Here is an 11,921-nt window from a genome sequence, read left to right on the forward strand (position 1 = left end):
TCCCGTGGCGCTCAGGACACGGAGCGGGTGAGGCGCTGCTCCCGCGCCTCCGCGAGCGTGCCCGCGTCGAGCAGGGCCGCGACCTTCTCCTGGGCGGAGAGCGGCTCGGCCAGGCCGCCCAGCAGCTTGCGGCGCGCGGACTCGAGCGCCGCGGGCGGGGTGTCCAGGGACAGGCCGGGCTGGGACTCCAGCAGCGCCATGTGCAGGGCATGCGCCTTCGCGTCGGTGAGGACCCGCTCCACCGCGTCCGGCACCGGCTCCACCGCGAACTCCTCGGTGATTCCCTGGGCGCGCTCCAGCACGCCGGGGGGCTCGGTCTCCTCGGGGATGAGGAAGAGCCCCTTGCGCGCGGCCCACGTGCCCAGCGAGGCGCGCGCCGTCAGCACGGTGAGCGGCACCGCCAGCAGCAAGCCCACCACCACGGGGGCGAGCCACGCGGCCAGCCCGGGCGACACCAGCAGCGCCGCGCCGAAGAGGCCCGCGCCCACCGCCATGTGCACCGCGTGGCGCCGCAGGCCCTCGCTCCAGGGCAGGTCCGCGTCCTCGCGCTGCTGGCTGGACCAGTTCACCCGGTAGCCCAGCAACGTGCCGAAGACGAAGTGCGACTGGAACAGCATCATCACCGGCGCCAGCAGCGACGCCAGCACGCTCTCCGCCAGCACGCTGAGCACCAGCTTCAGCCGCCCGCCCATGCGCGCCGCCTCGCCCTTGCGCGTCAGCGCCAGCGTCAGGCCGAGCACCTTCGGCGTGAAGAGCATCCCCATCGAGATGGCGAACAGCCGCAGCGCCCCGGGCGCGTCGTAGGCGAGCCCCGGCTGCTCCAGGAGGTGCACGTCCAGGAAGAAGCGGTCGTGCAGCGCCGCCGCCAGGCCCGCCAGGAGGAACAGCAGCCACAGCGGGGACGCGACGTAGGACATCACGCCCATCAGGAAGTGGGCGCGGCTGAGCGGATGCAGGCCGCCGGCGAGCACCAGGCTCAGGTGCTGGAGGTTGCCCTGGCACCAGCGCCGGTCGCGCTGCGCGTAGGCGAGCAGGTTCGGCGGGGGCTGCTCGTAGCTGCCGCCCAGCTCCGGCATCAGCCACACCGTGTAGCCCGCGCGCCGCATCAGCGCCGCCTCGACGAAGTCGTGGCTCAGGATGTGTCCGCCGAAGGGCTGTTTGCCCGGGAGGACCGGCAGGCCGCAGTGGTTGATGAACGCCTCGGTGCGGATGATGGCGTTGTGGCCCCAGTAGTTGGACTCCCCCAGCTGCCACGCCGCCGCGCCCGTGGCGACCACCGGCCCGTAGACGCGCCCGGCGAACTGCTGCAGCCGCGCGTAGAGCGTGGTGCGCCCCACGCACAGCGGCGGCGCCTGGATGATGCCCGTGCGCGGGTTGAGCTCCATCAGCCGCGCCATCTTCACCAGCGTGCGGCCGTCCATCAGGCTGTCGGCGTCCAGCACCACCGTGAAGTCGTAGCGGCGCCCCCAGCGCTCGCAGAAGTCCCCGAGGTTGCCCGCCTTCTTGCCCGTGTTGTCCGTGCGCCGCCGGTAGAAGATGCGCCCCTGGCCGCCCACCCTGCGGCACAGGTCCGACCAGGCCAGCTCCTCGGCCACCCAGGCCTCGGCGCGTGTGGAGTCGCTCAGCACGTAGAAGTCGAACGCGTCCAGGTACCCGGTGGCGGCCACGGACTCGTACGTGGCCTGGAGGTTGGCGAAGACGGCCGCCGGGTCCTCGTTGTGGATGGGCATCACCACCGAGGTGCGGGTGCGCAGCGGCACGCCCTCCTCGTCCACGGTGGGGTAGCGCGGCCCGGGCAGCCGCTCACCGAACACGCTCTGGAGGAAGCCCGCCACCGCCGTCCAGAAGGAGAGGGCGATCCACCCGAAGCACAGGGCGAAGAACACCAGCAGCAGCACCTCCGGCGCGGACGTGCCCTGCGCGCTCAACAGCCGCTGCATCTCCCGCGTCCCCGCCACGGTGGACGCGGCCGCCAGCCCCAGGACCCCGGCGCGCCGCAGGCCCGTGCTTTCGGGCGAGAACGAGTGCGAATCCATGACCACCCCTCCAGGTCCCGCGCGTCAGCGGGAGATGGAGACGTCCGGCGCCGCCCCACGGAACCAGCGGCGGAACATCTCTCCGAACGGCCACAACGTGAGGTGCTGCTCGGGCATCACCGTCGTCACCTGCGCGGGCGCGGGCACCGGCACCGCGGCGCGCATGACCCGGCAGAGCTCCTCCGGCGCGGACGGCTGCATCAGCACGCGCGCCCCCCGGCTGGCGACGTCGCACAGCACGAAGGCCGCGCGGCCCCGCGACAGCAGCGAGGTGCCCACGTGCTCGGTGCCCAGCACGCCCGCGAGCCACGTCTCCACGCGCGCCCGGGCCAGGCCCAGCGCGGACTGCGGCTGGGCGCCGTGCGCGGCGTAGCCGTCCAGCGCCCACGCGGCGAGCGCGGACAGGTCCGCCTCGGAGGTGAAGCCGAAGCCCCGGAAGAAGGAGTCCAGCGCCACGCGGGACTGCGGGCGGGCCCAGATGGAGGACGGGACGGAAGGGCAGGAGGTCATCGTCGTCACGGAATCCACAGGTAGCTCCAGGTCTCGGTGAGGGTCTCCGGGCCGCGCTTGAGGAAGGCGCGCAGCTCGGTGGGGGCGGCGGGGGTGGTGGGAAGCAGCTCGAAGGTGGCGCGCCAGCCGCCGGAGGGCTCGTGGCGGGCGACGGTGGGGCGCAGCACCTGACCCGACGCGGCGGTGACGACGGCCTCCACCGGGCCGTCACCCGCGGCGTCCGAGGGCGAGAAGTCGAGGATGAAGCGGCGCGCGCCCTTGGTGTCGCCGGCGGCCACGCGCGTGGCGGTGACGAAGGCGTTCTTCGTCGCGAACGGCGAGCGCGAGCCCCAGTGCAGCCGGTACGCGAGGCGCAGCGGCGCGCCCGGGCCGAAGGGCTGGTCCGGCATCCAGAAGGCGACGATGTTGTCGTTCGTCTCGTCCGGCGTCGGCAGCTCCGCCAGCCGCACCACGCCCGCGCCCCAGTCGCCCACCGGCTCCACCCACGCGCTGGGGCGGCGCTCGTAGCGGGCCTCCAGGTCCTCGTAGCTGGTGAAGGCCGTGTCGCGCTGGAGCAGGCCGAAGGCGCGCAGCCCGTCCACGTGGAAGCTGGAGACGTTGACGTGCTGCGGGTTCTGCAGCGGGCGCCACAGCTGCTCGCCGCCCTTCGTCCAGACGAACAGGCCGTCCGAGTCGTGGACCTCCGGGCGGAAGTCGTCGTAGTCGCCGCGGTCGTTCTCCCCGAACAGGTACATGCTCGTCAGCGGCGCCACGCCCAGCTGCTCCACGGGCTTGCGCGCGAACAGCGTGACCTCCACGTCGAACACCGTGTTGGCGCCCGGGGTGATGGTGAAGCGGTAGGCGCCGGTGACGCTCTGGCTGTCCATCAGCGCGTGCACCACGACGCGCGTGTCGCCCGGGGCCGGCTTCTCCAGCCACAGCTCGCGGAACGAGGGGAACTCCTCCGGCCGCGGCCCCGCGGTGTCGATGGCGAGCCCGCGCGCGGACAGGCCGTACAGGTTGCCGGCGCCCAGCGAGCGGAAGTAGCTGGCGCCCTGGAACACCCCCACCTCGTCGAAGTGCTCCTTGCGGTTGATGGGGTGGGTGAGGCGCATGCCCGCGAAGCCGTCCGCCTGCTTCAGCGGACCGGGCTTCACCAGCGGGCCGTAGGTGAAGTAGTCCGGCGAGAAGCGCACCGTGTGCTCCCGGCCGTCCACCACCTCGTGCATGGCCACCGGGTGCAGGAAGAAGAAGCCGGGGTGGAAGAACTGGGCCTGGAAGGGCAGCCCCTCCTGGCGCCACCAGGACTTCTCCGGGCGGAAGCGGATGTCCCGGTACGCGTCGTAGTTGAGCGTCTTGTAGCTCTCCGGCAGCGTCGAGCGCGGCTCCTGGTACGGCCGGGCCGCCAGCGCGCGCGCCTTCTGCACCACGCTGTCACCGCTGAACGCCGCCGTCGCCGCGGAGGCGGGGGGCGTCGCCGCGCAGGCCGTCCCCGACAGGGTCGCCAGCGCCACTCCCACCCACCGCACGCACCGCGCGCGCGCCTTCTCGAACCCGTTGCCGTGCGACGTCACGCCCCGATTCCTCCCTGAGAGCCGCGGGCCGGGGGGCTGTCGGACCTACCCCCTCCCGCTTGTCCACACCGTCCACCGTGTCCATCACGGTGCGGCGCGTCAGCCCCAGAGCAACCCGCGTACCAGCCCCGCCCAGGCGAGCAGGCGGTCGAAAAATCCCCTGGAAATCCAGTGGGTTGGGGAATGTGATTTGTTTGGGCTCAATCAGACTGCGGGGTTGCGCGGGCGGCGTCGGACGCTGCCTGGGAAAGCCCGGGGACGCGCTGGGGAATTGAAGGACAGCCAGCGCATGAGCCTGTCCGATTCCTCCACAGGTGGACAATGACTCGGATCAGACGCGCGCCAGGCGCTCCTGGACGAGGGAGAGCAGTTCGCGCCCGGCGAAGGGTTTCTCGATGTGGGGGCTGGGCACGGATTCCAGGAAGGCGCGGGCGGCGGGGGTCACCGCACCGCCGGTGAGGAAGACGACCCGGCGGGCGTGGTCGGGGTGGCGCTGGACGAGGGTGGCGTAGAAGTCCATGCCGCTCATGCCGGGCATCATCAGGTCGCAGAAGACGACGTCGTAGTGTTCGCCGGCCTCGATGCGCTCCAGGGCGTCCTGGGCGCGGGTGGCGAGGGTGACGTCGTGGTGGGGGCGCAGGGTGCGGCCCAGGGCGGTGCAGACCAGGGGTTCGTCGTCCACCACGAGCAGCCGCCCGCGGCGCTCGGCGGGCTGGGGGGGCTCCGGCTCCGGCGGGAAGAGGGGCTCCGGGTCGGGGCGGGGGCGCTCGGCGGGGGGCAGAATCACCTGGAAGGTGGAGCCCCGGCCGGGGGCGCTCTGCACGAGGATTTCACCGCCCAGCGCCGTGACGAGGTTGTGGCAGATGGACAGGCCCAGGCCGGTGCCCACGCCAGGGGCCTTGGTGGTGAAGAACGGGTCGAACAGGCGGGGCAGGTGTTCGGCGGCGATGCCCACGCCCGTGTCGGTCACCTCCACGACGACGCGGCCGGTGTCCGTCATGCGCGCGTTGACGCGAATCTCGTGGCGGTCCGGCACGCCCTCCGGGATGGCCTGCGCGGCGTTGACCAGGAGGTTGAGGAACACCTGGCCCAGGCGCGACTCGTTGGCGCGCACCGGGGCCACGTCGTCGAAGGTCTTCACCAGCCGCGCGCGGTGGCGGATCTCCGTCGTGGCCAGGTTCAGCGTGGACTCGAGCACCTGGCGCACGTCCACGACGGAGTCCTCGACGGCGTCCACGCGGCTGAACGTCTTGAGGTCGCGGACGATGGTGCGCACCCGCTCGGCGCCCTGCTGGGCCTCGGCGAGCGCGGCCTGCGCGTCCGCGAGCGACTCCGCCAGGCGGGGATCCAACCCCGGCGCGGCGGGCGTGGGCAGGCCGGACAGCTCCTCGCGCGCGAAGGCGAGGTTGGCGGTGAGGTAGGCCAGGGGGTTGTTGATTTCGTGGGCCACGCCCGCCGCGAGCGTGCCCACGGACGCCATGCGCTCGGCCTGGAGCAGGCGCGCCTGCATCTGGTGGCGCTCGGTCTGGTCGTGCGCCACGGAGACGATGGAGTCCTCGCCGTCGAAGTGCAGGGGGAAGGTGGTGGACTCGACGTGCAGCAGGGAGCCGTCGCGGCGCACCATGCGCCGCTGCTGGAGCGCGGCGCGGCCGGTGCGGATGGCCTCGTGCATGCGCGCGTCCGCGGAGCCGAAGTCCTCCGGCGGAATCATCTCCGAGATGTGCTTGCCCACCAGCTCGCGCACGTCCGTGTAGCCCAGGGCGCGGGCCACCTTGAGGTTGGCGTAGCGCACGCGCGCGTCGCGGCCGAAGACGGCGACCAGGTCCGGCAGGCTCTGCATCAGGGTGCGGAAGCTCACCTCGGAGCGGCGCACCTCCTCCTCGGCCTGCTTGAGCGGGGTGATGTCGGGGAAGAAGGAGATGACGTGGGGCTTGCCGTTGTAGGGGACCAGGCCCATGAACAGGAGCGTGTGGCGCACCTCGCCCGTGCGCGTGTGGTAGCGCGCGTCCACGCCGCGCACGGAGCCGTGCTGCTTGAGCCGCTCCACCACCTGGGCGCGGTCGAAGGAGCGCTCCCACAGGTGCAGGTCCACCGTCGTGCGGCCCAGCATCTCCTCGCGCGTGTAGCCGAAGGCCCGCACGTACGCGTCGTTGGCGGCCACCACGCGGCCCTCGTCCAGCGTGGTGATGGAGGTGGGGACCGGGCTGACGGACAGCATGGTGTCGCGCAGCTCGTCGCCGTAGGTGAGGTTCGCGCGCGACTCGCGGCGGCCGTGACGGCGCTCGGCCATGTCCAGGCGCACGTCCACCTCGTCCACGTCGAGCGGCCACGCGAGCACCTCGTCCGCGCCCTCCTCGAGCGCGGCGGTCAGGCCGGCGAGCGCGCCGCGGCGCCCCACCAGGAGCACCACCGCCGCCGCGCCCTCCGGGAGGCTGCGCAGGGCGCGCACGAGGGGCGCCCGCATGGCTTCGTCCCGAGCGTCCACCACCACCAGCGCGCACGGCCCGGAGCGCCAGGCCGCTGGCACCTCCGTGTCGCGCGCGACATGGACGACGGTGTGCCCCCTCGCACCCAGTTGGGCTTCCAGTGGCGCCAGGTCCGCCCCTCCCTGAGCGACTATCAGGACCCGCATGGAATTCCTCACATTCAGGATCCATCGTTGCACGAGCCCCGGGGTTGTAAAAAGTGTGGTCCGCCGTTCATTGCCCGGAGGTGGCGAGGCTGGCGCTCGGGAGGGGCTGGTAGGGTGACGGGTGGACCATGGATTCGAGGGGGAGCGCATGGACCGGCGGGGGCTGAACGAGCGGGTCGCGGAGGTCCGGAGGTCGCCGTCGCGCGCGGTGCAGGTCCCGCGGCGCAACTTCGAGGGATTGTTCGACCATGCACTGAAGCCCTCGGGGGCGTTCGCGCAGTCGCTGCGGGACATCGGCTATGACCCGGACGCGACCCAGGCGCACTACCCGCTGAAGGTATGGCGGGCCGCGTTGGGCGTGGCGCGGCGCTTCGCGTGCGCGGGGCAGCCGCCGGAGCAGGCCAACCGGGCGTTGGGGCAGCATTACGTGGAGGGTTTCGCGCGGACGCTGGCGGGCCGCATCTTCGCCACGGCGGCGCCACTGCTGGGCACGGAGCGGTGCCTGACGCGGCTGCCCACGTACCTGAAGGCGGGCCGTGAGGACATGGAGATGTCGCTGGAGCCGCTGGGTGCGAGGGATTGGGCGGTGCGGGTGGTGGATGGAGACCCGCTGCCGGACTTCGACGCGGGGGTGGTGGCGGCGGTGCTGCGCCGCACGCGCGTGTGCCCCCGCGTGGAGGTGGTGGAGCGTCAGCCCATGGGCTACCGGCTGAGGGTGCGGTGGGGCGCGGACGTGGACCCCGCGCCGGTGGAGGACCCGGGCTGAGCGGCCCGGCTCACACGTGGGTCGAGCTCGAACTCGAGCTCGCCTTCGACTCCATCTCCGCGGCTTCCTTGCGCTTGAGGATGCGCTCCTGGAGGGCCCTGAAGTCCGGCTCCGGCAGCTTGGGGGTGGCCCTGAGCTTGTAGAGGGTCACTCCGGCCGGGTCCCACCAGGCGAGGGCGCCGGTCGTCTCGTCGTAGCAATAGATGTCGACGGCGACGTCGTGGATGGTGCGGAGGTATTCGCGCAGCGCGACGACCTCGATCTTCTCGCAGTTCGCGGACTGGTTGTTCGTGTCGAGCCTGCACAGGACGATGCCGACCAGGTCCTTGAGCTTGAGGGTGGCGACCACTTCGTTGTGCTCGTTCGAGCCCTTGCCCCTGAGCTGCCCCACGAACCTGAACAGCGGCAGCGTGGGGTTGGCGATGATGGACCTGCCGTCGTCCTCGCTCTTGTTCGCGTCGACGGTGTTCAGCTTGTGCAGGATGGCTGTCTCGGCGTTGTAGAGGAAGCCGTAGCGCATGCCGGTCGCGTGGTAGAGGTACTGGGAGACGCCGGGCACGATGAGCGACGTCGAGGCCGCCTTGAACCCCTCCGCGCTCTGGTGGAACTCCATCTCCTTGTTGACGTCCGCGAAGGACCAGCGGGCGTCCTCGTGGTCGAACACCCGGGGGATGGTCCGGACGAGCAGCCGCGAGGCCCGATACGCGTCCACCACGGACTGCCGCTCCCGGCCCCGTCCCTCGTGTCCGAGGAAGGCGACCATGCCCTCGTCGAGGACTTCATCGGAACACCGCGGACACAGGCCCGGAGGATTCCCGGGCTCATCCAGCGCGCAACGAGGGCAGACGGGCATGGTTGCAGACATCGTAGCCCGGTGGACATGGGGATGGAACGCGCACTCCCCCATGAGCTCGGGGTCTGGTCGGTACCCAGGTCCCCGTTGGCAGGTGGAGTCACCTCTGGGTGTAAGATGACCGCGCCGACCCGAGCCTGGTTTCAGGCCGGCGCGAGCGACCTCATGGGTCGCGGAATGTCGTGGTCGCGACGTTGCCGTAGAGCGTGACCCCGATGGGAGAGGAACTCACGAGGCGGAAGACACCAAGTGCGTCGCGGGCGATGAGGTCATCGTCGCCGTCGCCGTCCGCGTCCGTGACGAAGAATCGATGGGGATCGTTCCAGGCATTCGCGTCTGACAGGGTACTGGCAGGGTGTAGGCTCATCAGCGCCAGAGTGCCCGCATTGGCGTGCAACACGCCGAACTCGCCGTTGCCGAACCGGAGAACCAAGTCGTCGTCACTGTCTCCATCGTAGTTCGCGACGTAAATGCGGTTGCCAGAGTTCCATCCGTTCGAGTCCGAGAGTCCTGCGTTGCTGTAGAGCGGCCCCGTCCAGGCGAGTTGGCTGCCGTTCGACTGCAGCGCATTGAAGACCCCGCTCGTGTTGCGAGTGACGAGGTCGTCATCACCGTCCCCATCGTAGTCTGCCGGGAAGAAGCGCAGGCCGGTGTTCCATCCCTGAGAGTCCGAGAGGTTCGTGGTGGCGATGACGCCCGCGTTGGTGAGGTGGATGCCATCTGAGCGGAGTGCAATGAAGTTCCCGCTCGCGGACCGGGCAACGATGTCCTCGTCGCCATCTCCGTCGTAATTCATTACCCAGAATCGGTTGCCCGTGGCCCAGTTGTTGGCATCTGAGAAGGAGGAGTCGCTGAAGATGGTACCAGCGCTGACGAAGTGTGTGCGCTCGGAGCGCAACGCGGCGAATTCCCCGTTCGCGCTCCGGGTAATGATGTCATCATCGCCGTCTCCATCGTAGTCCGCCACGAAGAAGCGATTCTCCTTGTACCAGCCGTGCCGGTCCGAAAGATCGGGGAGGGCGATGAGGTCTCCCGACACACGGGTGAAGGTGCCAGCGTTGGCGCGATAGGCGAAGAACTCACCCCCCGGACCTCGGATGACCAAGTCGTCGTCCCCGTCCCCGTCGTAGTCCATCGTGAAGAATCGATTGCCCATGGCATAGGTGGGCGTGGGATACAGGTCGTGGGTGGCGTCGATATCCCCGCTGCTCAACCCCGTTCGTTGTCCGATGGTGACCCCCGGTGTGAGCACCTGGATGGTGGGTTGGCCATTGGCCGAGAACGCGTGAGTGCCGTAGTGCATCATGGAGTTGTAGTCGTAGGTGCCCAGGTCATCCCCATCCAAGATGTGCTGATTGAAGTTGTGCTCGCGGCCTTCCTCGACGTTTGCGAACAGGATGGTCACGAAGTTGTTGCGGTCTTCGCGGCTCTGCTCGTGCCACAGGCCAAGCGTATGGCCGATTTCATGGATGGTGTTCCCCGTGGTGCAATCGTCCCCGAGTTCAAGGATCTGCTGACCACCCTGTCTTCCGGCAGGTGACCTGCAAACATCGTTGTTGTTAGGGCGTTCGAACGTGACGAAGTCGGGGAAGAGCGCGGCAACCGCCGCGTCCCTTAGGATGAACCGGACGTTGGTGCGTTCCTGCCAGTGTCGGATGGCCTCGTTCACCCGCTCCTGGTTCTGGAGGTTGGGATCGATGGTGTAGGGCACCAGCGAGCTTGGCCAGCGGAAGCCGGCGCCGGTGATGGCAATACCCTGCGCGGAGACCTCGCCTGGGTACTTCGGAAGGTCCGAGACGCGTCCCAGGATGATGTCTCCTTCGAAGATGGCTGTCCCGTTGACCTCAGAGTACGTCAGTTCATGGAGGGTAGGGTTCGAACCGATGCGCAAATATGTCGTCCTCACAGGGGCGTCGGCTGGGATCCCGCGGTTTTCCTGAGCGGCCTCGGACACTGCAGGTGGTGGGGGCGTGGACTCCGATGCGTTGCAGCCCACCAGGATGGTGGTGGTGACGAGTGCGTGTCGGATGAACTGTCTATGCACAGGGGGGAGGATGTTTTTCATGGTGGTTCAGGATTTCTTATTTCGCTGCGGACGGAATCGAGGCGAGGCACGCGACGTGAGGGTGTGTTGCCTGCCGTGGTTGTCGTGTCGAGGCGTTGTTCGTATGAAGGAGATGGAGTGCAGTCTTTGCGGCCCGGTCTCGACGCTGAACAAGAGGTCATCCATGTAGACGCGGTCAATCGAAAATCCTTACTCGTCCTGCCGCTCCGCTCTTGTCGCGTCGCGAGGATTTTCCTAACACGTGGCGGTGACATGCCACCGTCCGTTTCAGTCGCACTTCACTGGCCCGCCTTCGATGTTTCAATGTACTGGTCAAGCTTTGTGGTTGATCGTTGCCTCGTGATTGTATTTCGATGAGGCCGACGGAGAACCTGGAGGGCTCAGTTGAAGTAGGTCTTGGGGGGCGGAGGTGTCTTGGCGGAACGGAGGGGGCGGACCTGGAGCCACCGGCCGATGACGTCGAGGAGGCCGTCGAACGTGTCGCGCAGGGCCCACGCGCGGTCGTCCGAGTCGGCCAATCCCACGCACCGGTTGAGGCCCTCGCGCAGCGCGCGCTGGGCCCCCGGACAGTCGCCGCACGCGGCGATGAGGCGCTCGGCGGTGCGCACGTAGAGCCGATAGCAGCCGTCCACGTCGCCCCGGTTGTACGCGGGCGCCCCGGCGTTGATGGCCTGGCCGAGCGTGGTGGCCATGGACTCCACCGCGTCCGATGACGCGCCCTCCAGCAGGCTCAGCGGGTGCTGGGGCACCTGTCGCACGCGGCTCGCGCGGCGGCGCGGCATCTCCAGCGTGGACAGCGGCGCGGTGCCCTGGCCCTGCAGCAGCGGGGCGACGTAGCGGGTGGGGATGACCAGCCCCAGCGCGCGGCCGTTGGCGAGGGCCGCCGTGGCCACGCCCACCACGCCTCCCTGGGCATCCAGCACGGGGCCTCCCGAGGACTCCTCGGGGAGGGTGCGCGTGAGCTCCAGCAGCGTGAGCCAGTCGCCGAGCACCTGCACCGCGCGCACCTGCTGGCTGCGCACCTCGGGGGACGGGCCGGCCATGGCACGCAGCAGATAGACGGTGTCTCCCTCGCCGGGCAGGGGCGCGCGGGGGAGGCAGAGGGGCGGGGCGATGTCCGGCAGGGGCAGGCGCAGGACGGCCAGGTCCCTGCGTTCATCCAGGGCGGCCACCTGGACGACCTCCGCGCGCACGCCGTCCGCCATCACCGCGTGGATGACGCGCGCGCCGGCCACGGCGTGGAGGCTGGTGACCAGATGTCCCTGCGTGCTGGCGACGAAGCCCGAGGCGACGCGTCCGTCGACCTCCAGCAACACCAGGGACGGTGTCGCGTGGACCAGCACCTCGCGGGGAGGAGACCTGTCGTTGCCCTCGGCCATGGCTGCCCTCCTGCTTCACATGGGGGTGCTCCGACGCCTGGGACGGGCGCCTTCCGAGCGCCCACGCGCTGGCGTTGTATCAAGCCGCCCGCCCGACTCCCAACCCGGTGGGGGGCCGCCGGCCATT

General features: G+C 70.0%; 8 protein-coding genes. 1 reads left to right on the forward strand and 7 read right to left on the reverse strand.

Annotated features, from left to right (window positions below):
• Positions 1-11 precede the first annotated feature (11 nt).
• From mdoH to LZ198_RS01555, 4 genes are all read right to left on the reverse strand, one after another.
• Positions 12-2,036, reverse strand: coding sequence for a glucans biosynthesis glucosyltransferase MdoH (gene mdoH / locus LZ198_RS01540; protein WP_253970036.1), 2,025 nt, complete (start codon positions 2,034-2,036; stop codon positions 12-14).
• Between the two features lie 24 nt (positions 2,037-2,060).
• The gene (locus tag LZ198_RS01545) at positions 2,061-2,546 is read right to left on the reverse strand and encodes a hypothetical protein (RefSeq protein ID WP_253970252.1); all 486 of its coding nucleotides are present in this window, start codon (positions 2,544-2,546) and stop codon (positions 2,061-2,063) included.
• A gap of 5 nt (positions 2,547-2,551) precedes the next feature.
• Complete coding sequence (locus LZ198_RS01550) at positions 2,552-4,099, reverse strand: glucan biosynthesis protein (RefSeq protein WP_407667369.1); 1,548 nt, start codon at positions 4,097-4,099, stop codon at positions 2,552-2,554.
• 331 nt (positions 4,100-4,430) lie between these two features.
• On the reverse strand, positions 4,431-6,563 hold the full coding sequence (locus LZ198_RS01555) for a PAS domain S-box protein (RefSeq protein ID WP_253970037.1): 2,133 nt from the start codon (positions 6,561-6,563) through the stop codon (positions 4,431-4,433).
• A 289-nt stretch (positions 6,564-6,852) separates the two neighbouring features.
• Here LZ198_RS01555 and LZ198_RS01560 point away from each other — a divergent pair, with 289 nt between their 5' ends.
• Positions 6,853-7,497, forward strand: coding sequence for a DUF2378 family protein (locus tag LZ198_RS01560; protein ID WP_253970038.1), 645 nt, complete (start codon positions 6,853-6,855; stop codon positions 7,495-7,497).
• 10 nt (positions 7,498-7,507) lie between these two features.
• On the opposite strand, the gene LZ198_RS01565 is transcribed toward LZ198_RS01560, so the two are convergent.
• The 3 genes from LZ198_RS01565 to LZ198_RS01575 form a co-directional block, all read right to left on the reverse strand.
• Entirely contained in the window at positions 7,508-8,260 is a 753-nt protein-coding gene (locus LZ198_RS01565) for a hypothetical protein (RefSeq protein ID WP_253970039.1), read from the reverse strand.
• A gap of 253 nt (positions 8,261-8,513) precedes the next feature.
• On the reverse strand, positions 8,514-10,415 hold the full coding sequence (locus LZ198_RS01570; protein WP_253970040.1) for a M12 family metallopeptidase: 1,902 nt from the start codon (positions 10,413-10,415) through the stop codon (positions 8,514-8,516).
• 380 nt (positions 10,416-10,795) lie between these two features.
• Positions 10,796-11,794 (reverse strand): S1 family peptidase, encoded by a 999-nt coding sequence (locus LZ198_RS01575; RefSeq protein ID WP_253970041.1) that lies wholly within the window; start codon positions 11,792-11,794, stop codon positions 10,796-10,798.
• Positions 11,795-11,921 lie beyond the last annotated feature (127 nt).

It is taken from the genome of Myxococcus dinghuensis, assembly GCF_024198235.1.
Classification (GTDB): Bacteria; Myxococcota; Myxococcia; order Myxococcales; family Myxococcaceae; genus Myxococcus; species Myxococcus dinghuensis.

Bases quoted from the DNA above. Each gene is read 5' to 3' on its own strand.
- mdoH (WP_253970036.1), bottom strand. From the start codon at position 2,036: ATGGATTCGCACTCGTTCTCGCCCGAAAGCACGGGCCTGCGGCGCGCC.
- LZ198_RS01545 (WP_253970252.1), bottom strand. From the start codon at position 2,546: ATGACCTCCTGCCCTTCCGTCCCGTCCTCCATCTGGGCCCGCCCGCAG.
- LZ198_RS01555 (WP_253970037.1), bottom strand. From the start codon at position 6,563: ATGCGGGCGCCCCTCGTGCGCGCCCTGCGCAGCCTCCCGGAGGGCGCG.
- LZ198_RS01565 (WP_253970039.1), bottom strand. From the start codon at position 8,260: ATGGTCGCCTTCCTCGGACACGAGGGACGGGGCCGGGAGCGGCAGTCC.
- LZ198_RS01570 (WP_253970040.1), bottom strand. From the start codon at position 10,415: ATGAAAAACATCCTCCCCCCTGTGCATAGACAGTTCATCCGACACGCA.
- LZ198_RS01575 (WP_253970041.1), bottom strand. From the start codon at position 11,794: ATGGCCGAGGGCAACGACAGGTCTCCTCCCCGCGAGGTGCTGGTCCAC.